The sequence below is a fragment of the Lutimonas vermicola genome (assembly GCF_038433205.1).
Lineage (GTDB): Bacteria > Bacteroidota > Bacteroidia > Flavobacteriales > Flavobacteriaceae > Lutimonas > Lutimonas vermicola.
On record NZ_JBCDNA010000003.1, the window covers coordinates 107,005 to 128,467 of the forward strand.

General features: G+C 36.2%; 23 protein-coding genes. 15 read left to right on the forward strand and 8 right to left on the reverse strand.

Annotated features, from left to right (window positions below):
- Positions 1-104: 104 nt before the first annotated feature.
- The 3 genes from AABB81_RS12420 to AABB81_RS12430 all read left to right on the forward strand — a co-directional run bounded on the left by AABB81_RS12420 (position 105) and on the right by AABB81_RS12430 (position 1,967).
- Positions 105-545, forward strand: a complete 441-nt coding sequence (locus AABB81_RS12420) for a hypothetical protein (RefSeq protein ID WP_342160871.1) — start codon at positions 105-107, stop codon at positions 543-545.
- Position 546: 1 nt separating this feature from the next.
- Positions 547-963, forward strand: a complete 417-nt coding sequence (locus AABB81_RS12425; protein ID WP_342160872.1) for a hypothetical protein — start codon at positions 547-549, stop codon at positions 961-963.
- A 575-nt stretch (positions 964-1,538) separates the two neighbouring features.
- Positions 1,539-1,967, forward strand: coding sequence for a JAB domain-containing protein (locus AABB81_RS12430; protein ID WP_342160873.1), 429 nt, complete (start codon positions 1,539-1,541; stop codon positions 1,965-1,967).
- 124 nt (positions 1,968-2,091) lie between these two features.
- On the opposite strand, the gene AABB81_RS12435 is transcribed toward AABB81_RS12430, so the two are convergent.
- Both AABB81_RS12435 and AABB81_RS12440 read right to left on the reverse strand, forming a co-directional pair.
- Positions 2,092-2,631 (reverse strand): hypothetical protein, encoded by a 540-nt coding sequence (locus AABB81_RS12435; RefSeq protein WP_342160874.1) that lies wholly within the window; start codon positions 2,629-2,631, stop codon positions 2,092-2,094.
- A gap of 48 nt (positions 2,632-2,679) precedes the next feature.
- Positions 2,680-3,171, reverse strand: a complete 492-nt coding sequence (locus AABB81_RS12440; protein ID WP_342160875.1) for a hypothetical protein — start codon at positions 3,169-3,171, stop codon at positions 2,680-2,682.
- A gap of 306 nt (positions 3,172-3,477) precedes the next feature.
- Here AABB81_RS12440 and AABB81_RS12445 point away from each other — a divergent pair, with 306 nt between their 5' ends.
- The 7 genes from AABB81_RS12445 (at position 3,478) to AABB81_RS12475 (ending at position 10,018) form a co-directional block, all read left to right on the forward strand.
- Positions 3,478-4,179 (forward strand): hypothetical protein, encoded by a 702-nt coding sequence (locus AABB81_RS12445; protein ID WP_342160876.1) that lies wholly within the window; start codon positions 3,478-3,480, stop codon positions 4,177-4,179.
- A gap of 12 nt (positions 4,180-4,191) precedes the next feature.
- Positions 4,192-4,527, forward strand: coding sequence for a hypothetical protein (locus tag AABB81_RS12450; protein WP_342160877.1), 336 nt, complete (start codon positions 4,192-4,194; stop codon positions 4,525-4,527).
- 61 nt (positions 4,528-4,588) lie between these two features.
- Positions 4,589-6,190 carry a hypothetical protein gene (locus tag AABB81_RS12455; RefSeq protein WP_342160878.1) on the forward strand — a complete coding sequence of 534 codons (1,602 nt, stop codon included), beginning with the start codon at positions 4,589-4,591 and terminating at the stop codon, positions 6,188-6,190.
- A gap of 493 nt (positions 6,191-6,683) precedes the next feature.
- Positions 6,684-7,910: a S8 family peptidase gene (locus AABB81_RS12460; RefSeq protein WP_342160879.1), complete on the forward strand. Its 1,227-nt coding sequence runs from the start codon at positions 6,684-6,686 to the stop codon at positions 7,908-7,910.
- A 523-nt stretch (positions 7,911-8,433) separates the two neighbouring features.
- Positions 8,434-8,865: a DoxX family protein gene (locus tag AABB81_RS12465; protein ID WP_342160880.1), complete on the forward strand. Its 432-nt coding sequence runs from the start codon at positions 8,434-8,436 to the stop codon at positions 8,863-8,865.
- Positions 8,866-8,930: 65 nt separating this feature from the next.
- A complete protein-coding gene (locus AABB81_RS12470) occupies positions 8,931-9,350 on the forward strand; it encodes a MarR family winged helix-turn-helix transcriptional regulator (protein ID WP_342160881.1) in 420 nt (139 codons plus the stop codon).
- 35 nt (positions 9,351-9,385) lie between these two features.
- On the forward strand, positions 9,386-10,018 hold the full coding sequence (locus tag AABB81_RS12475; RefSeq protein WP_342160882.1) for a nitroreductase family protein: 633 nt from the start codon (positions 9,386-9,388) through the stop codon (positions 10,016-10,018).
- A gap of 50 nt (positions 10,019-10,068) precedes the next feature.
- Here the strand turns inward: AABB81_RS12475 and AABB81_RS12480 are convergent, their stop codons facing one another.
- Both AABB81_RS12480 and manA read right to left on the reverse strand, forming a co-directional pair.
- Positions 10,069-11,655 (reverse strand): M1 family metallopeptidase, encoded by a 1,587-nt coding sequence (locus AABB81_RS12480; RefSeq protein ID WP_342160883.1) that lies wholly within the window; start codon positions 11,653-11,655, stop codon positions 10,069-10,071.
- Between the two features lie 32 nt (positions 11,656-11,687).
- Positions 11,688-12,890: a mannose-6-phosphate isomerase, class I gene (gene manA / locus AABB81_RS12485; protein WP_342160884.1), complete on the reverse strand. Its 1,203-nt coding sequence runs from the start codon at positions 12,888-12,890 to the stop codon at positions 11,688-11,690.
- A 33-nt stretch (positions 12,891-12,923) separates the two neighbouring features.
- On the opposite strand from manA, the gene AABB81_RS12490 reads away from it, so the two are divergent.
- The 3 genes from AABB81_RS12490 to AABB81_RS12500 are packed head-to-tail and all read left to right on the forward strand — an operon-like array spanning position 12,924 to position 14,455.
- Entirely contained in the window at positions 12,924-13,100 is a 177-nt protein-coding gene (locus AABB81_RS12490) for a hypothetical protein (protein ID WP_342160885.1), read from the forward strand.
- A gap of 55 nt (positions 13,101-13,155) precedes the next feature.
- Positions 13,156-13,722 (forward strand): RNA polymerase sigma factor, encoded by a 567-nt coding sequence (locus AABB81_RS12495; protein WP_342160886.1) that lies wholly within the window; start codon positions 13,156-13,158, stop codon positions 13,720-13,722.
- Positions 13,709-14,455, forward strand: a complete 747-nt coding sequence (locus AABB81_RS12500) for a tetratricopeptide repeat protein (protein ID WP_342160887.1) — start codon at positions 13,709-13,711, stop codon at positions 14,453-14,455. Before AABB81_RS12495 ends, AABB81_RS12500 begins: the two co-directional genes overlap by 14 nt.
- On the opposite strand, the gene AABB81_RS12505 is transcribed toward AABB81_RS12500, so the two are convergent.
- Both AABB81_RS12505 and AABB81_RS12510 read right to left on the reverse strand, forming a co-directional pair.
- Positions 14,456-17,317 (reverse strand): CHAT domain-containing protein, encoded by a 2,862-nt coding sequence (locus AABB81_RS12505; protein ID WP_342160888.1) that lies wholly within the window; start codon positions 17,315-17,317, stop codon positions 14,456-14,458.
- Positions 17,318-17,380: 63 nt separating this feature from the next.
- Entirely contained in the window at positions 17,381-17,962 is a 582-nt protein-coding gene (locus AABB81_RS12510; protein WP_342160889.1) for a DUF3109 family protein, read from the reverse strand.
- A 169-nt stretch (positions 17,963-18,131) separates the two neighbouring features.
- Here AABB81_RS12510 and AABB81_RS12515 point away from each other — a divergent pair, with 169 nt between their 5' ends.
- Both AABB81_RS12515 and AABB81_RS12520 read left to right on the forward strand, forming a co-directional pair.
- Complete coding sequence (locus AABB81_RS12515; protein ID WP_342160890.1) at positions 18,132-18,707, forward strand: MarC family protein; 576 nt, start codon at positions 18,132-18,134, stop codon at positions 18,705-18,707.
- Positions 18,708-18,713: 6 nt separating this feature from the next.
- On the forward strand, positions 18,714-19,328 hold the full coding sequence (locus AABB81_RS12520) for an FAD-dependent oxidoreductase (protein ID WP_342160891.1): 615 nt from the start codon (positions 18,714-18,716) through the stop codon (positions 19,326-19,328).
- 11 nt (positions 19,329-19,339) lie between these two features.
- On the opposite strand, the gene AABB81_RS12525 is transcribed toward AABB81_RS12520, so the two are convergent.
- Positions 19,340-20,932, reverse strand: coding sequence for a S41 family peptidase (locus tag AABB81_RS12525; protein ID WP_342160892.1), 1,593 nt, complete (start codon positions 20,930-20,932; stop codon positions 19,340-19,342).
- The gene (locus tag AABB81_RS12530; RefSeq protein ID WP_342160893.1) at positions 20,925-21,353 is read right to left on the reverse strand and encodes a deoxycytidylate deaminase; all 429 of its coding nucleotides are present in this window, start codon (positions 21,351-21,353) and stop codon (positions 20,925-20,927) included. Before AABB81_RS12530 ends, AABB81_RS12525 begins: the two co-directional genes overlap by 8 nt.
- Between the last annotated feature and the right edge of the window lie 110 nt (positions 21,354-21,463).

A 21,463-nucleotide genomic window follows, 5' to 3' on the forward strand; every position in this document is an offset into this window, starting at 1 on the left:
GAATTATTGGTTTTCTTTTGTTTATCAGAAATTAATATGCACCTTGTTATTTTAAGAAAGATTGTTATCCCTCCAATTAATTCTACAAACATTAATAATATAATATGATTAAGAGAAAAGACCTATACGATTGCTGGTACCACGGGACTGACAGAAAGGCGGCTAAGCTCATTTATAAAGGAAACATAAACGTTAATCTTGGAGTAGGAGAACTCGGTCAAGGATTTTACATGGGAAATTTTTTACATGAAGCCAAAGCATGGGCGTTTCATAAAAATGGCAAGAATAATATTCAAAATTCTGTTATTCAATTCACTATTAAACCATTTTTATCTTTAAAGTATAGATATATAGGTACCAAAAGGGCCAGAGCTTTATATAAAAAGAATAAAATCAATAATGGTCATCGAACATTTAAGTTCAATAAAGATCTAATCCATTCTAAAGTTTTTATGGTGGAACGTTATGATTTTCAACAACTAAAATGGGAAAGTTTAAAGGGAGAAAAAACTGTGAATACGATTTCTAAAGCACTATTGAAATAATATGGATTTACTAAAAAGTGTCCTTTTTTTGGGATATTCTTCGTCAAATGATGGTTTGCTTTTTCCTGATGAGATTGATCCTAATGAATATTGTAATTCAATATTTATTGTAACTCGATCAAAATATGAGAGTCTAAATTCAAATTTCCTATTTAAAATATGTGACGGACAAGACATTTATGAATTAGATCTTATTCAAGATGAACAAAACGCAGACTTATACACTGTTAATATTAGAAATTATAATATTAGTTTTCTAGTGAAAAGAATATCCTTTTTCTACATAGGAAACAAATCAGGTCTTTTTGATAACAAGATTTTGTATCAATTAATTCCCATTGAAACTCATCTTTTGGAATTTTTAGTAGCAAGTGAAAATATATTTTTTGTAGGGGATACTCCTTCTGTAGAGCCATAACCTCTTAATCGATAACACACCGCTTATTTATAATTTTATGTTTAAATCAAAGTTAATTTCTCGAGAAACAAATACTATTCTTTTTCAACTTTCTTTTGCTATCCTAAGCTATTCATCATAATGAGCAGTTATAATTGCATTCATTCATTTTCTGAATTATAACGCCACTATATTAAATAGCCGCTTCCCATCGCTTCACCCTCGCCTGCCCTATCCTTCAACGTCGATATTTCTAATATTCTAAACTGTTTATACAGAAGTACTAATCACTTTATGATAAACTCCTGAATCAACTAAGTTTTGCTAGAAAGATCATTAAGGTTTACTGATTGTGATATGACTCCCTATATCATTTACCCCTAATTCTCAATTGTGACTACTTACTATGGGTATAGGCCCCGGCTTAGTGATACGGGGAAAACCGTTTCTCACTCAAAACTTGGGTAGGGGCAACTTTCTTTTGTCTTTTTAATTCCAGGTGTGTAGGGTCACAAGGATTCTACCTTAACGATTCAGGAGGTTAGTTCTATCCTCTTGAACTAATTCCTCTTTCTATGAAAACATTTAAGTCAAAATTGCGCGAAGTATCCGCTGTTTACAAAACAAGTGATGTTGTTCCTAACGTGAAGATCAGTCAATCTAGAAATGTAGCTGATTACATTCGTCAGGTTTATCCTGTTGAAATCAACATACGAGAGGCTATGGTTGTTTTATTTTTATCCAATTCAAATAAAACTCTTGGCTGGAGTATTGCGAGTATCGGTGGAATAACAGGAACGCTGGTCGATGTTAGACTCGTTCTAAGAGATGCTTTACTCACTCAGGCCACAAGTATCATTTTGGTCCATAATCATCCCTCGAATTCGCTTGAACCCTCACAGGCCGATCTAACTATCACACAGAAAGTAAAGAAGGCAGCGGAGTTAATGGACATCAAATTACTGGATCATTTAATTCTTACTGAGGATGCTTACTATAGCTTTACTGATGAAGGAAAATTGTAATAAGAAGTTTTGATTAGGCTGGATAAAAAAACTAATAGGTTCGAAACCCAGGGGTCCACAGCAAAGAAGTACAAGAAAGCTCTCCAAGAAATTGGGGAGTTTTATTATTTAAATGATTTTTAAATTACTCATACTTTTTAACGACATCATTGCAAAAAGTTTCTATTAACTTTCCCTCCTTGGAGTATCTTTCAAATGAACTATCACTATAAGAAAGAACTCCTTCTTCCTTCATCTGGCCATTATCGTAAAACATCTGATAGCTTCCTGTTACACCATCCTCTTCATCGATCACATACCTAAACCTGAATTTAGGTTGTTCATCTTCGTAGAAAAGCTCGAAATTTTCAACTCCACTATGCCAAGAGTGCATATTCTCAGATTCAAAGGTGTATTCGAACTTTAAAACTCCACTTTGATAAAACGACTTGGCTTTATAAACAAGATGCTCTTTATTATTTGTTTTCTCATAGAAAAACTCATCGTCGCTGAGGAGTTCTTGAAAGCCTAATTCACATAGAAATTCATCTAGTCGATTAAAGTCTTCTTTTATCTTATAAAGAAAGTCTCCCGACTTATATCCATCAAATACCCTCCAATAAAAAAGTCCATACGTTTCAACTGGTTTGTTGATTTGGTTATGTTCTATATTGTCTTTCTCCATTGCTGAAATATATAATTAATTTGCTGCCATCCAAGCTTCAAAATCAATCTATTCAAAGGTCGAGAAATCCAGCTCCCCTTCCATATAACCGACATATTCAATTTCGTCCGAATCATCCGTGATCATTTTCATGATCAAAACTACTCCTTGTGTTTCAAAGACCTCTATTACAGATACTTTAGCTATACCTGTTTTCTGGTCATAATCATTCGTATAATGCCAATCAAAGGAATAATAATCCGCTTTATAACCTTCATAAGTGTCTTTCTTGTATTCAATACTGAACGAAGATACTGAACCGTAACTCTGAGAGTTCTTTTTAGGCCAGACATTAGCCATATGCAATCCTTCTTCATTTTCATACATATAGAAAACGGTGAAAGCTTCTGCTTCTAATATCTCTTGAGTTACGTCAACACCGTTCATTTTGGCATCTGTAATAATATACTTACCAAGGGCCACCTCTTGACGGTCTTGACCTAAAGAAATATTGTAAACCAGACATGATAGAATAAATAGAGAAAAAAGAGATTTATTCATAGCTTGATCAATTAAGCAGAGAACTAAATTACTTATTAATATATTATTTTTATGTACCCTGTAAAGGGTATTTTTATGACTAAATGATGATTATCATTAATTATGAGATATTATGTTTTAACTTTATATAAATAAAATCCATAAAAATTGCTAAGTTTCCTAAAGAGAAATTACTATTTACCCTTAATCATTTTATTTTTTTTAGCTTCTAATAGTATTCGAGCTTGTCAAAAAACTGATTCGATAACGTCCGCCAAATTGGTCCAGGATGATGACACTCTTGTGTCTGAATTTCATCAATATTTAGTGAGTGAGACAGATTTAGCCTGGCAGAAAAAATTTGTGACGATTACCTATAAAGGTTTAATCGATAATTTTTCTATTAGAATTCTTTGGATCCCGAGAGAGGAGGCACCATTGGGTCATATATCCGGACCAGGAATAATGGAATTTACAGACCTTGCTAGATCTACTCGTTTTACTATAAAGTCTATGGATCTAGCTATTTCCATGGACAGAATAGGAATAGATTCGGAAGAACAAAGACAGAGCCCATTAGATAAATCTTTTGAGCTGCAATTTGATTGGACTTCTAATAAAGATGGGCTTAATGGTAATATCACTGAGCCATTCTTTTTCTATGATGTTGATTTTGATGGTAAGGTTGAATTAGTAGTTACTCAATACAGCTATGGAGTACAAAATAGCAACACATATAAGGCGTATAAACTGAATGAGTCTACATTAGAAAATGACTCTAAACAAATAACTAATGAGGAACCATTTTCTCTACTGAATGATTTTACGGAATTTAATAAAGTAAATAAGAGCATTTCAATTGGAAGTTTCTTTGGAGGAGGAAATACGCAAACTTCTATTTATAAAAAAGTCAATCCAAGTGAATTTAAATTGATTTCAATTGTAAAATACACTTTTGAGGATAAGATCACGTTTGAGTTAGTGGATGGTGAAATGGTTGAGGTTAAAAGAGAAAATATGGACAAATAAAACACAACTGTGATGTTTAACATGTTTCGATCAAATGATTCAATTAGAAAAAACTATGTCGAAAGTCAAAATCTTTTTTATAATCAATCTGGATATAAAGCCACGGCAAGTACTTATGATAAAGTTTTCATAGTGACCTGGGATTTATATTTTACTGCTAAGCAAAGCGGACTGAATTACGAAGAATTAAAAGCCGATCTAAAAACTTCTCAGTCTGTTTTTCCCGACTCACAGGAAGATTGGGCTTTGAGAAAAATACTTATAGATAATCAATTCGATACTTATGAGCTATGTTATAAATGCATTGATGGTGAAGTAATAAGAGCTCATAAAACTAGTTTGTTGTGAATATAGGATATCGTAAAGAAACAGAAAAGTTAGTCCTTTAAAATATTTAAATTGTGCCGATATGTATGACTTTGAAAAGAAAATTGAAGATTTTAAAAAACGCTACATATACCAAGTTGGAGAGCAAAAGTATAGTCAACTAGATTTTAAAGTCAAAAATTCTAAATATTTAAAAAAGGCTATCGAATCATCATTGAATAATAACCACCCATTGGGCGAAGGTGATTTTTATGTGATCAGCAATAAAATAGTTCGATATATATCAGGTGCAACAAAAGCTATAATGGTACAATTATTAGCATTCGAACTTTGGAACTCAACATGTAATAGAAACTTTAAATATTTTAGTAAATATGAGCTATCCAATATGGTGAGTAAAATGCTTGGAAGTTATGGAAAAATGGGGCATCTCAAACAAGTTTCAACTTTAGATAAACATATTACCATTACTCAATCAGAAGTCAGAAGAATTAATCAAGATAATGGAGTTAATCGTAAGCCAAATAACAAAATAAAGGAACTGGAAGAGGAAATACAAATATTACAAGCTACCATTCAAAAATATATTGATAAAACTGAAGAACAACAATTAGTAATTGATAATGAAAAGAGTTTTAATTTGAAGTGCAAACTGAAGTATTCCGAAAAGAATAAATTGGTGAAATCGCTAGAATCTAAAATCTCCAACCTAGAGAAAGAAAATACAAGTAAAAATCATGATATTAGGCTGAAAAACAACAAGATAGAAAATTTAAAATGGCAACATTCTCGTGAAATTGAGAGTAATACCCTTTACTATAAAGGCGTTCTAAATAAATATCATTTGGACAACATGGTCCAGGAAAGGCTATTTCAACTTAATTCAATCTATGATGGACACATGTATTTGAATACTTTTAGCGATCTATTCTTAGATAATGAAAATTTAAGAGTTAGTGAAAATGATGAGTTTGTTCTTCATTCCTATATTGGGAAAAATAAGACTCCCTGCGGAGAAACAGCTTTAGATTGGTATGACAATAGGTTTGGTTTTGAGAATCATGTATTTCGCTATATGAGTGACAAAGGTGAATTTGCAGATATTCCAATTTATTCTTTGATCAGTTGTAAAAACTCAAAAGGTATTAGGTTTAGAGATTTATTGTTAGCTAGAAAGGATGGTCAAGTGGAATTTGTTGATATTATGTTATCTAAAAAGGATAGTCAGGTGGAATTTGTTGATATAATTTTACCTCTATATTTTAAAATTATTAAAATTGATGACCTAAAAGTAAATGGAGAAAAAATACATCCATATTATTGCTATGAACAATTTCAGAACAAGATATCTAAGTTTAAATCTAGCAATGAATTATCCAACTTATTGACTGATAATAATTTCTTCAAAAATCTTATTGGAAGTAAATTAGACAATAAATATGAAACTGAAACATTATCTATTAAATCTTATCATTTGGATTTTGGATTTTCTGTAGAGGAGCGTAATTACAGAAAGGGAAGTCCTGAAGATTATGTTCTAGTTCATCGGTATCCGATTAATAATTGCGGGAATATTAATTCGCAAATTCACCAAGATCTTGAATATTTGAAGATGACCAATGGCAGGGTTCTTAAATCTGGTTTTGGAAGTGCAACAAATTGGAATTACAAACTTGATTTTTAAAATTCATTTAAAAATTCACTAAATTGTAACTGTATTAGAAAAGTGACCTATTCGGTTACCTCAATGATTTACAGAATTTAATATGTTGATTTACAGACGCTTGAGATCTAGGTGATAGACCCTCCATCTCCACGATCAAATAGAATCTGCGAAGACAGATTCGAAACAAAAAAAGACGCCAAGCTTGCTTGAGCGTCTTTTTTTGTGAGAAGATGTAAAATTGCTGCTAAGCAATTTGAAGATCCTATTTGCAGAATGGGAGTCACTAGGGACCAGCGCAGCTAATCCCTCCTAAAAAGAACAAAAAATGACGCCGAGTTCACTTGAGCGTTTTTTTTTGTGAGAAAATGTAAAATTGCTGTCAGGTGATTTGCAGATTCTATTTGAAGGGCTCGATTTTTTAGGTTGACAAACGTAAACTTTTCCACAAAAATTCTTTTTTAGTATATTTTCATATATTTACCTTCAAGGTATTAACGAAAACTAGATGATTATGAGGAAATTTGACATGTATTTTAAAACGGTGATGGGCATATTTTTTATGGCCTTTTTGTTAATTTCGAGTTGCAGTCCGGGTGAAGAGGCGCTAGAAATTGGAGCATCCGAAGCTTTGGTAGGTTTTGAATCTGAACCCATAGAAGGGCAATATATTATTACCTTGGCGGGTGAATCTGTTGCAAGAAAATCAAATTTGAAATATAAAGAGGCCAGAGTACAGATGAAAAAGGAGATTTTATCAAAATTTTCAAATATTGAATTATCTGAGGAAAAATTACTTCATACTTACGGATACGCAATAAACGGTTTTGCAGCCAAACTTGATAAAAGCCAGCTGGAAGTTTTGAAAAATGACAAAAGGATTCTAAGAATCGAACAGGATCAAATCATTACACTGGGTAAACCATCCTGGGCAGGAGGTGGAGGAAATGACCCGGCTGCAGGACAAGAAATTCCCTGGGGAATTTCAAGAGTAAATGGCGGCGCAACCTCAAACTTGAATAATACAGCCTGGATCATTGATTCAGGAATAGATCTTGACCATCCTGATCTCAATGTAAATGTAGGAAGAAGCAGGTCATTTTTGGGAGGAAAAGATGCCGAGGATCCTGATGATGCAAATGGACACGGAACCCATGTAGCGGGAACCATTGCTGCCATTGATAATTCAGAAGGAGTAATTGGTGTGGCGCCCGGAGCAGAGGTTGTCTCTATTCGTGTGTTAAACAGACGAGGAAGTGGAACTGTTTCAGGTGTTATTGAAGGAGTGGATTATGTTGGTCTATATGGAGTTTTGGGTGATGTTGCTAACATGAGCCTGGGCGGTGGTGCCTCTCAGAGTTTGGATGATGCCGTGATTGCGGCTTCAAAGAAAGTCATTTTTTGTGTAGCCGCCGGGAATGATTCCAAAGATGCAAATAATTATTCTCCTGCACGTGCTGGTGCGCAAAGTGCAAATATTATAACTGTTTCTGCGTCTGACATTAACGATAATTTTGCATATTTTTCAAATTATGGGAACCCGCCAATTTCTTGGTGTGCACCGGGAGTATCGATCAGATCGACATGGAAAAACGGTGAATATAATACAATTTCAGGCACATCAATGGCAACACCTCATGTTGCTGGAGTCATGCTGTTGGGTGGTCCTGATGGTTCCAGTCAAGATTATGTTGTAGGCGATCCTGACGGCAATGCAGATCCCATCATCAGGTTACAATAAATATCAGGAAATCATTTTAAGACAATCTAAAAAACCTGACACAGCATTTGTGTCAGGTTTTTTACTGGTACAATATTAGAATAGAAACATCCAATTAAAGTGTGTTTTGTTTAAAAGCCTGTATCATCCAGTCGCGATACGGCCAGAAAGTGCGATATCCATCTAATCATACTCCAAATGAGTCTGAATGATGGCCACAACCATCCATTTCTGGGTCATTCTTTCAGCTTAAGCATTGCGTCGTAAATGTCGATCCAAAACCTTTTCACCGGCATCTTCTGTATGATCATTCAAAAAGACTTAATCTTTGGCCATTGGATCTGATACCATTTATTTATTATGGTTAAAGTCTTTGATAAACTGTGTCTGAAGTACTAACCCTTTATTAGTGACATCAAAAGTATAAACCACTTTACAATTTATCGCTTTTGCAATTAACATTTATTTAAGAAGCGATTGATGATTTAATTACCTATATTTGCATCGCGCACGATACAAACGTGAGCGACTAATTATATATCACATGACAAACCAGGTAGAAACATCGCTGATTCAAAATGGGTTTAGAATCTTATTGGCCGTGTTTATGATCCTTGCGGGCTTTAGCCACCTAAGTTTTAATCGCATAGATTTTCAGGCTCAGGTTCCTGATTGGGTACCAATGAGTAAAGACCTGGTTGTTATTTTATCGGGTATCGTAGAAATTGCTTTAGGGCTGGGCCTGGCTTTTTGGAAAAAGGAACGCGTCAAATTCGGTTGGGCATTAGCCCTGTTTTTTATCCTCATTTTTCCGGGCAATATTGCCCAATATCTTGACGGTAAAGATGCCTTTGGTGTTTTAAATTCAGACGGAGCCAGATTAGGACGTCTGTTTTTTCAACCCTTTCTTATTGTTTGGGCACTTTGGTCATCCGGTGCGTACAGGGCTTGGAGAAACAACAAAACTGAAAACTGATGAATGATACTCAACTACAATTAAGCAATCAAATCTGCTTCCCGCTATATTCAGCCTCGCGACTTATGACGCAAGCGTACAAGCCTCATTTAGATGAATTAGGCATTACCTATCCTCAATATTTGGTGCTCATGGTCTTGTGGGAAAACGATGGCCTCACTGTGAATCAGATCAGTGGCAAACTGCTCCTAAAAACCAATACCCTATCTCCTTTACTAAAACGCATGGAGCATATGAAACTTTTGAAGCGCAGCCGTTCCAAAGAAGATGAAAGAACCGTTATCATTGAATTAACGACTGAAGGCAAGCAGCTAAAAACCAAAGCACTTCCAATTCCTGAAAAATTAGTTGCCGAATTAAAATCCGATAAGATCGAATTTGAAGATCTTCTCGCATTAAAAGATACACTTTGTGAATTGATATCAGTGCTCAACACGAAAAAGGTTGTCTTAGAAAACCAAAGTGTTGAACCCATTAAAAAATAAAAACAAATCATATAAATACATTAAAATAGAATACTATGGAATTATTAGATAAATTAAACTGGAGATATGCTGCCAAAGCTATGAACGGTGAAAAAGTACCTCAAGAAAAAATAGATAATATTATCGAGGCGATCTCATTGGCACCTACCTCAAGCGGCCTTCAGCCTTTTGAAGTCATCGTGATCACAAATCAGGAATTGAAAGAAAAAATCAAACCAATCTCATGGAATCAATCTGTTATTACAGACTGTTCGCATTTGTTTGTATTTGCCGCCTGGGATACCTATACCCCGGAGCGCATCAACAAGATGTTTGATTTGACAAATACCGTTCGTGGATTTAAAAACGAAGGGTGGGAAAATTACAGACAGATGTTATTGGGAAGTTATCCTCAAAAAGACCCTGAGATCAATTTTAACCATGCCGCTAAACAAGCTTATATTGCCTTTTCACAGGCCATCGCTGCTGCTGCCTTTCAGGGAGTGGATACGACTCCTTTAGAAGGTTTTGACGCTGACGCCCTTGACGAGATATTGAATTTAAAAGAAAAAGGACTGAGAAGTTGTGTCATGCTTCCTGTTGGCTACAGAGATGCTGAAAATGACTGGCTGGTCAATCTTAAAAAAGTTCGAAAAAGCAAAGAAGATTTAGTAACGTTGATAAAGTAATAAATTGACCCTAAAACAAAAAAAGCCCAAAGAATATTCTTTGGGTTTTTTTATTTCTCTTCAAACAAAAGCCAAACCTCAGGATCAATCAATACCTCCTCGGGTTTCGACTCAAGCTCATATTCAACACTTGTTGACTTTTCTGTTAATTCAACAGTTTCGGTCCTTATCACCCCGTTCTGAACGATCCCAAATTCAACAGGAACATCAAAAATATGGTGCGATTGAACCTGCTCGATATTGATTTTGAGTTTCCCGTTTTTGAATTTCCAGTTCCACTTAAGTTCAGGATAACCTTTAAGAAACAACCATTGTGCAAAGAAGCCCTTCAGATCCTCTCCCGAAACCTCCTCCATTACTTTCCTGAAGTCTTCAGTCATGGCATTGGCATTTTGAAAATTCTTGTAATAAGCCCGAATTCCTTTCCAAAAAACCTCATCGCCAAGCTTGTGCCTGAGCATATTGAGCACCCACCCGCCTTTTTGATAGGTATTGCGGTTCAATACTTTCAGAGGGTCCTTAATGGAATTGTCAACCACGGGAGAAGGGTTTTCCTTATAATATGCTATAACTTCCTCGCGATCCTGAATCAACTCTTTTTTTCTTATATCGTTTCCATCAACCGATTCCTGATATAAGATGGCAAAATAGGTTGCAAATCCTTCACTGAGCCAAACATGGTTCCAGCTATTTTCACTGGCCGAATTGCCGAACCATTGATGTGCAATCTCATGAGCCATCAATCGTTGAATTTCTTTTTTGCCTGTAATTGATTTTTCGTTATATGCAATGGTTCCTGCATTCTCAAGCCCTCCCCAGGCAGTTTTAGCCTGCATATTGGTAAGCTTGGCATAGGAATATGGCCCAACCTCATTGATAAAATAATTTAAAATCTTTGTCGCTTCCTCAAAATCGGTAAATCCCTCTAATCTGTTTTCAGGATATACCCAGGCACTTACCTCTATGTCGCCAACCTTTCCCAGGAATGTACTGGCAAATTTCGTAACTCCAATCGTAACCACCTTGGTCGCTACCGGTGCCGGCTCCACATATCTTGTAAGTTTGAGTCCATTGCCCAGGTTGCTTTCTTCAATCTTTTTCCCTGTGGCAATAACATCGTAATATTCTGGAGCTGTAATTCTAAATTCAACCGACGCCTTGTCTGAAGGATGATCTACACAAGGCAGCCAGTACCTTGCCAAATTTGGCCAGTTATCACCAAAAAAAGAGCGCTGACCATATTTTGTCTTGTCGATTACCAAACCCTTTTCAGGGATTCCATGATACTGTATCCTATAGGTACGGATCCTTGTGCCCTCCTGAGCTGGTTGGATCACTATTTTGTGATTTGCGTAGGTATAATTGACCTTGCCATTTCCATTGAAGACCCCTGTCAATTCCATTCCGAAATTCCCTGATTTTTGAATCAGGTCCAAGGCAAATGAATCTTCAATATTTTCTAAATCCACTGTAACTAAAGCTTCTCCAAGAATCTCATTGCTTTGATCATTTAGTGTTAGGTTAAAAATGTAGTTCTGCACTTCAGCAGATGTATTCCTCTTGTAAACATCCTGAGCAAAGGAAGAAATCGCAAGGGTTAAACCAAGAAAAAGGGTAAAAATATATTTTTTATACATAGGATAAAATTTCGATTATATTTATCTTAAATCTAAGGAGTCGCTGCTTTGTATATAACGGCCTCACTAAAAGTTGTTATTTGAAATTCGGCCCCGGACATGGCGATAAAACTCTCCCCCTTTTTCAAGTTTAGTGAACTGTTTTTTTCAGTCACCTCTGCTTCGCCTTCCATAATGATATAGATTTCGACTGAAACTGTTTTGCCCGAATAAGAATTTTCAGGGCTGATCAACAGTTCACTTAGTTCAAAATCAGGAGCAGGGCTCACATATTTTCTTTCAATGCCACCGGCTTGTACATCGCCTGCTAAAATCCTTGGGGTTGTCTCCTCAAAAACCACGTGTTTCAATAATTCCGGGACATCCACGTGCTTTTGGGTTAAACCTCCCCTTAACACATTGTCAGAATTTGCCATTAATTCCATATTCTGTCCTTCCAGATAGGCATGAGGTACTCCTGCATCCTGAAAGACAGCCTGTCCTTTTTTTACATTGACAATATTGAAAAAATAGATTGAATATATACCCCTGTCATAGTTTCCTTTGCCCTGATTTAAAAGGAATGCCTTTGCCGCCCAATAATCCGGGCTGGACCTGTCAATTTTCCCCTCATAAAACAAGGGCATAATCCCTTCGATCAGGGGTTTTAATATGGAATTGCTTTCCTCAACTCCTAACTCCATCACATACTGATACAGTGCTTTATATCCTCCTTTTTTAAATATGGGAAGCAGGTGGCTAAACATTTGTTTGTCGTTAAGAAGCTTTATTAATTGAGCCTTGGGTAAAAATCCGTGTAGCAACCAAAAATCACCAAGAGCCACCATAATCTCCGGTTTATGATTATCATCTTTGTAATTCCGATATGGAGCAGTTAATGGAATCCCTTGTTCATTTTCCAGTTGAAACCCTTTTTCAGCTTCCTTTTTTGAGGGATGGACTTGTATGGAAAGCATCTTGTGAACATCCAAAACTTTGAGTAGAAATGGCAATTTGCCAAAAGCTTTAAACGTTTGTTCTCCTAATAGTGATCGCGGACTGGTTTCTAATAAAGCATCCAAAGGCACTTCTCCGCCCTCAACCTCAACCAAAGCCGGTGCACTTACATGAGCTCCCAGCCAATATTCTGCATATGGCCTCTGATCTGGTTCAATACCCAGCAGGGCAGGAATAAATTTTTGCCCTCCCCAGGCATAATGCTGTATACGGCCTTTTAAGGCAAATACCTTTTTCATACATTTCTTTTCAAGGTTCGAATATAATCAATAATGACAAAAATGATAAGGCCAACCTTTGGAATTCAATATCATTTGATCCTGTTAGAAGCAGCGATTACTCATAAAAGAGCCTGTTTTGAAAGGATAAACCTTACATGGAGAACGGCAATAAAAGCAACTTATGGTTTTGTTTCCTGTAATTTTGACATAAAACAAACGCTTATTTGAGATCCTTCAGGGATCAAGAGGCTCGATATAAAACTTTTTACTTTCTTTGTTAACCATGAATCATCAGGAATCAGAAAATCTAATCGAATTATTAAAAAGAGGGGACCAAAAGACTTTGGAAAAAATATATCTCGAAAACAGAGAGGGGTTTATCAATTTTTCAAAAAAATACAATGTTGACGAAAATGATGCGATAGACATTTACCAGGATTCTATCCTTATTTTAAGAGAGAATGCCATCAATGGGAAAATTGATCATCTGCAAAGTAATATTTCAACATACCTCTTTGCCATAGGAAAATATAAGATATACCATAATTTCAGGGTCCAGTCAAAAATAGAAATGACAAATGATTTTAATCTTGTCGAAGAAAATGTAGATTTTGATGTTAACCTTTATGGCCCCGTTTTAACTAAAGAACAGGAGTTATTAAAAAAATACTATGATCAGTTAGGTGATAGATGCAAAAGTATCTTAAATTTGTTCTATTATCAGGGATACAATCTTGATGAAATCAGAGCAATTCTGAATTATAGCAATAAAAAAGTTTTAAAAAGCCAAAAATCACGCTGTATCAAGCAACTGAAAGATTTGGTAAATAAGCATTATGGAAAATCATGATTTGATCGATCGTTATTTTGAAAATTCTCTTCGTCCAAAAGAGCAACAACGCTTTAATGAGCTTTTGCAAAACGATTTGAATTTTAAAAACGAATTCCTGTTTCAAAAAAACCTTAAACAGGTTATTGCAGCGAATCAAAAAGAAGAGCTGAAATCTGTGCTGTCCAATATTGAAGAGAGGGCAAAAAAGCGTTCGCCATTTGCATCAGTGCCTAAAAAATGGCTTGTTGCTGCTTCTGTAATGATCATTATGGGTATAACTACCTGGATACTGCAAAAAACTTATTACCCTACCAATGAGGCTATCTATGCTGAATATTTTAAAGCAGACAGAAATACAATTCAACCTGTAGTCAGGGGAGAAGCTTTAAACACTATTGAATACAGAGCCTTTGTGGCTTATGAGGCAGAAGATTACTACAAGGCAATCAACCTGTTCAATTCTGTAAAGCACCCGGATGCCACTTATATACTTTATTATAAAGGCCTTTGCTACTTGGCTGTAGGTAAATCGTATAAAGCTATTGAATTGTTATCTCTTGTAAGCAATGAAGTTGAGGTTGAAGGCCCATCTGCTGAATTAAATGCAAAATCAAAATGGTTTCTGGCCTTGGCTTACCTTCAAAATAACGAGAATGAAAAGGCTGTATCACAGCTGAAATTGACCGCAAACAATCCGGTTTCAATGTTCAAAAAACAGGAAGCAAACGAAATCCTGGAATATCTACAGTAATTATCTGAATCTTTTAATTAGGAAAGTGATTATGATGAGCCCGCAAATGGATAAAACCATCCAGATGACAGGATACATTGTATTTTTAATTTTAATTGGATCTGTTTGTCCGTTAATAACAAACCCCGACCAATAATAGGGATGTTTTAACGCAGTGTCAGATGTTTTGTCAAGATAATCCAGTTTTGCCCGCCTTAATGCTTCGCTCTTACTTTTCCCCTTTTTCAAGTACCTGTAAAAATCAACCATAATGGTTTTTGTTTCCTTATCCGGAACTTTCCATAAACTCATCATTACGGATGGTATCCCTGAATAGTGAAACGCCCTGGCCATACTCATCACACCTTCTCCTTTCTCAATCTTTCCAAATCCTGTGTTACATGCACTCAATACCACTAAATTTGCCTGAGAATGTGACATGTATATTTCAGAAGCTGTAAGTTCACCATCTTCAAACAATAACCTGTTATAGAGGGAGTTTTCATTATCGATTTCAGCGTGCATGGCAAGATGTAATATTGAGAACTCTTTTTTGTGTAACATAAAATTCTCTTTTTTTGCTTCCTCTCCCACGAATTTCTCACCGTTTGTTAAAGAGGCAATTTGATCAATTTCGCTTTTGCTTGAGGCTAATTCCTTCCCCTCAGTATACATTGGGGCAAATCCGGCCCAATCCTTAGGAGTATCATATTTAAAAAACTCTTTTTGTAATTCAAGAAATATCCTTGCCGAACCATTATAACTAACGTTATACTTTTCAATCAGCAACGACCCGTCAGAAGATCGAAGAATTTCGAAAGGAATATAATTCAACACATTATCCGCCACAATAACAAGGTTTCTTTTTTCCCGATCAAACTGCTGTCCCAACAAGTACATAAAAAGATCATAACTCAACTCATCAATATTATCCCTATTTGATAAATGATGTTTAAAATCATTGGTAATATTGATAAGTTTGTCTGCGATGTCCGCCCTCAGCAAACTTATTGTGTCCTTTCTAATGTTAAAGCTAAATAAGCTATGTTCTCCCAAAAAATAAGTAATCATTTGAGTATCATCGTCTAACTGAGCCTGCACATCTTCAATTTCTAATAAAACTTTCGCTGAATTTATACTTTTAAATTTTGGATAATTCTTGTAAAAATCCTTGTATATGCTGTCCAGCTTATGGCTTAATCGAATACTCTCATCTAAAAGCGACTGATAAAGTTCCTTATCGGGCTCGCTTGAGCTCTTTTCAAAAAAGATATCCATCTTAACCTTTTCCAAGGCTGTTTTTGTCGTTTGTTCTAAATTGAGCTTTATCTCTGGTATTTCACCATAAGCCCTGTATTCAATTCCTTGCAGTCCTTTCAGTAAGGTGGTATTGCGATTTGTCTCTGATAGCTCAAATGCCTTTTGAAGGTATTTATGCTCTTGCGTTTCATGATAAAGCAACCAGCAAAGGCCTAGGTCTGTTTCAAAGACCTCCCTGTATTTATTAGCAAAATCTATCCGGGAACGATCGGATGAAAAATTATTCTGAGTGTGTGTTATCAAGGCTATTTTCTGATCTACCAACCTGTAAGCCTCAAGCAGGTTTTGAATTTTCTGATCCTTTTCATAGATTTCAATATACCAATCACCCAGAAGCATTAACGAATTTAGGGCTTGTAAGGGGCCTATTACGGTTCCCAAATCTTCTTTGTCGTAATTGGCGGCTGCAAGGCTCATTTGTACATGGTCTGCAAACTTGAATGCATCTTTTTTTAGTTTATACAATTTTGCCAATTGCAGGTAATTCTCGGCAACTAAATCACTTTTATCCCCGTATATTTCAATATTTGATTTTAATGCTTCGAGCAGTAATCTTTCAGCTTCATCAAGGTGGATACCCCTGTCAAGATACAACTGGGCCAAAAAATTCCTGGCGTTTGCCAAGTACTGCCTGCTGTTTATTCTCTTGCCAATTTCTATAGCCTTTTTGTAATACGCTTCTGCCTTGTCAAATTTTTTGACCAACATATAAGAATTTCCAAGGTCATAGTAGGTTTCACAGGTCCACCTGTGCCATTGACCGTAAGTCGATATTCTGATTTTTAGATTTTTCTCAAGTAAAGTTACAGCCTCCTCATATTTTTCCTCGGCTTCTAAAATATTGGCATACGTGGTATACACAAACGTCATATTTGGATTAAACTCTCCATAAGAAATCAAGCCCTTTTCCATGGCCTTTTCAGCATAGATCTCTGCTTTGGATAATTCTCCTGAATAGAAATAGATCAGAGCCATCCCAACATACACATCCGAAAGGAAATTCTTTGGTTGTCCGCTTTTTAAAAGCAGCGTTTCGGCCTGTCGATAAAGTTCCATGGCCTTTTGATTTTGCCCCAGGTCGCCAAAGACAAGGGCGAGGTTATACGCTGAAACTGCCAAGGCATATGGATCAGTTTTTATTCTTTTTTTGATATCGAAAGACTTTTCATAATAATAGGTAGTACTATCGTAATCTGCTTTAAAATAGTGGTTTATACCAATTGTATTATAACTGTCGGCAATATTTAAACTATCGAAATGTTTAAGGGAGATTAAAAGGGATGATCTTGCCAGCTTTGTGGATTCTTCATAATTCCCGAGGCTTTGCACAACTTTGGCCTTGGTCTGATAGGTAGTGGCAAAGAATTTCTCATCGGCGTTTTGAGTTTTTAACTTGGCTAATAACTCGTCGAGAATTTGATCTGCTTTGCTAAACTTGCCTGCACGGTTAAGTTCTGCTGCTAATCTGTTTTGATTGATGACATAGTCCTTTTCGATGGCCTGAGACCAAACAAAAGATGGGCCTAATAAAAGTAAACATATATATAATAATCGCTTAACCACCTATAATCTTGAATCTATATGAACGTAAATATAAACTAAGTTATCAAATTGAGGTTTCTAAATCTAAGATTGATTCGAACGGCTTCTTTCTTCAGCGATATGCTCAAGCTCCTTGTACCACTGTTCTCCAAATTTGCGCACGAGTGCTTGTTTTACAAATTTATATACCGGAACACTTAATTCTTTCCCCAGGTTACAGGCATCGTCACAAATTTCCCAACGGTCGTAATTCACGGCTGCAAATTCACTATACTGTTTAATCCTTATCGGATATAAATGGCAAGACACCGGTTTTTTAAAGCTTATTTCACCTTGATTATATGCTTCCTCTATACCACATAGGGCTACTTTTTTTTCGTCGTAGATTACATAGGCGCAATCAGCTCCATTAATCAGTGTGGTTTCATGTTCGCCAAGTTCATTCGTTGTATATGCCCCTTGTTTCTTTATGGCCTCAAGACCTTCCTTTCTTAAGTATTTTTCGAGGATTGGAAGTATTTCCTGAAGAACGGGCAACTCATCTTTCTCAAGTGGAGCACCGGCATCACCATTAACGCAGCAGGCTCCTTTACATGCACTTAGGTTGCAAATAAATTCTTTTTCAAGGATCTCCTCTGAAACTATGGTTTTATCAAGTTGAAACATATATTCTTGGGTATAAAGGGCAAAAATACATTGTTTTTAATAATAGATCATAAAACTCATCTGTTTTGTCAACATTTACAGAGATAAAATTATGTTTATGAACTGAAATATTTCTGCTAATCCATTGAATCTAATTTTCTAACTTTGCGAACATTTTTAAAACATGTTCATGGAACTTAATTTTAAGGAAATTGTTACAGCTACCATGGTATTATTTGCCGTGATAGACATCCTTGGGAGTATTCCCATCATAATTGATTTAAGGCAAAAAGTAGGTCATATTCAATCTGAAAAGGCATCGATAGTAGCGATGTTCATTATGATCCTGTTTTTGTTTTTAGGAGTTCAAATACTTAATTTAATAGGAATTGACGTGTATTCGTTTGCCGTAGCGGGTTCTTTTGTGATTTTCTTTCTTGCCATCGAAATGATCCTTGGAATTCAGCTGTACAAAGAAGAGTCTCCCAAAACCGCCAGCGTCGTACCTCTTGCGTTTCCTCTAATTGCAGGTGCAGGAACCATGACCACGATATTGTCTCTTAAAGCGGAATTTCAAACAATCAATATAATTGTTGCCATTATCATAAATATCATTTTTATATATATTGTATTGAAATCATCTTCAAAAATTGAAAGAATTATTGGTGAGGGCGGGATCAATGTTTTAAGAAAAATATTTGGGGTAATTCTTTTGGCCATTGCCGTAAAGCTTTTTGCTTCAAATATCCAAGGACTTTTAAATTAAGTATATATGAATTTTGACGTATTGATTATTGGTGGAGGTGTTGCCGGAATGTCTTGTGCTCTCGTCCTGGGCTCTGCCCGGTCAAAACCATATGCCAAAGACAAAAAAATTGGCATTGTGATGCATCAAAAGACCTCTGCTTTAGATGGGGCTCTTTTTAATAATGTTTTGGGAATTGCTCCGGGGACTACAGGAAAAGAAATTCTTTTAAAAGGCAGACAACAATTGGCAGATACCTATCCTCATGTTGTACAGCTGGAAAAGGAGAAAGTTTTAGGTGTTTATCCTTCTGATGGGGGCTTCAGGGTAAGCACTAATAGAAATTCGTATACGAGCCGCATTGTGGTCGTTGCTGTGGGCCCCTCAAATTTGTTTAATATAGACGGTTTGGAGCAATATGTTGAAGCCCACCCCAATCTGCCTGCTAAAAAAGAGCGCATACAATTGAAAAACTGTGATCATAAGATAATTGAGAACCTTTATGTTGCAGGCGTATTGGCAGGTTGGCGCAGTCAATTTGCGACTGCCGCAGGGAGTGGTGCCCATGTCGCTACTGAAATCTTAACCCAATGGAATGAAGGGCAAACATCTATGGTACACGATTCTGAGCCAAAAAATTAAAGCCCAAGCCCTTAAGGGTCAATAGGATAACCTTCATCATGCAATTCAATGACCTTCCTGATCATCATGTCCTGCTCATTTACAATCCTAAAGTAGGCGTTGATATCAAATATCTGCTGGGCAAACAAGGCTTTTAAGTACAACCTGAAGTTCTTCTCTTCTTCTCCGGTAAAACTTTGGAATTCACTGGGGATTTCAGACATGTATTCGTTAAAGATGTGCTTGTCTTTATCAAAGTCGCTCATTAATGTATCAAAACTCCAACCTTCGAATTCATCGACATGCGTATCCAAATATTGAAACACGAATTGACGTGACCGCTGATAGTGAAAATCTGGGAAAAACATGGTTGTGTCGATGGGCACGAATATATCGGGAATTATTCCTCCACCTCCGTAAACGATCTTTCCTTTAGGCGTTTCATATTTTAACGAATCATTTACTTTTATGCTGTCGGCATTCATGAGTTCTCCTCCGTGATACCGCTGCTCAAAATCATTAAAGTATTCTCCATTACCCTTATTTTCATATGGTTTCTGAATGGATCTCCCCGTTGGAGTGTAATACCTTGAGACCGTCAAACGAACTGCCGACCCATCACCTAACTGCATTTCCTGTTGTACGAGTCCCTTTCCAAAAGATCTTCTGCCTACTATAGTCCCTTTATCATTGTCCTGTAATGCACCTGCAACAATTTCACTGGCAGAAGCCGAAGCCCCGTTGATCAGCACGAAGACATGACCATCTTCAAAATCCCCTTTACTCGTGGCAAAGGTTTCGTCGATCCTTCCTTTTTTGTTTTTCGTAAAAACAATGAGCTTTCCATCTTCAAGAAATTCATCAATAATTTGAGTTGCCACCTGTAAATATCCTCCGGGGTTATGCCTCAGGTCCAGTACCAGTTTCTTCATTCCTTTATCAAGCAAATCGTTCAGTGCAACCTTGAATTCTTGATAGGTTGTTGCTGCAAACTTGTTGATTTTGATATAACCCAGGTCTTCACTGAGCATATAATGAGCATCAACACTGTTGATGGGAACCTCACCTCTTACAATCGTAAATGGAAGTAGCTCATCTTCTGATTTTCTGTAAATGATCAGGTCAACAGAAGTGTCGGGTTTCCCCTTTAACGTCTTTAGAATGTAGTCGCTGTTAATTTGTTTTCCATAAAGTGTATCATTATCGGCAATGAGAATTCTATCACCAGCTTTGATACCCGCCTTTTCACTTGGCCCTTTGTCAAGCACTTTGACAACCGTTAAAGAATCTCTATACATTCTGAACTGAATCCCAATACCTACAAATTTACCATTCATTGACTCAGATACCCCCTCTAATTCCCTGGCAGAAATATACACTGAATGCGGATCCAGCTTATCGAGCATATGCTTTATCGTGCCATCCAATAAACTATCTGTATCAACTTCATCTACATATTCATATTGGATATAATCAATCAATCGTTTGATTTTCCTTTCCTGCGGTGTGCCGCCAAAAAAAGTTATGGTCTTCTTCTGGTAATTTAGGGAAGTGCCTAAAAATATGCCCATAGCAATTGATATCGCAATGATCAAAGGGAGAAATATTCTGGTTCTTCTATTCATTTATGGGCAAGTATAAAATTTCAATATTGGCCTTTTTTAAAAAATCAATTCCTGATTCATCTTTATAGGAATTCGCATAAACCATTCTTTTTATACCTGACTGGTGAATTAATTTACTGCATTCCTTGCAGGGTGATAATGTAATGTAAAGTGTGGCACCCTGACAGGCCTGAGTAGAAGAAGCAACTTTTAAAATTGCATTGGCTTCTGCATGTAACACGTGCCATTTTGTATTCCCAAGGTCATCTTCACAGCAATTGTCAAAACCTGTTGGTGTTCCGTTATATCCGTCAGAGATGATCATTTTATCTTTAACGATCAGGGCTCCGACCTGTTTTCTTTTACAGTGAGAAAGTTTTGACCATTCAATTGCCATCTTCAAATAGGCCTGATCATATCTTCTCTGTTTTTTATCCGTCATTATTCTGGCTATCGTATATGATTCCGAATTAGCGAAAATATAAAACTTTAAAATGAAAGGTGTTAAAAAATTATCAAAATTTACCCTGGCTTTATTAAATTATAAAAACG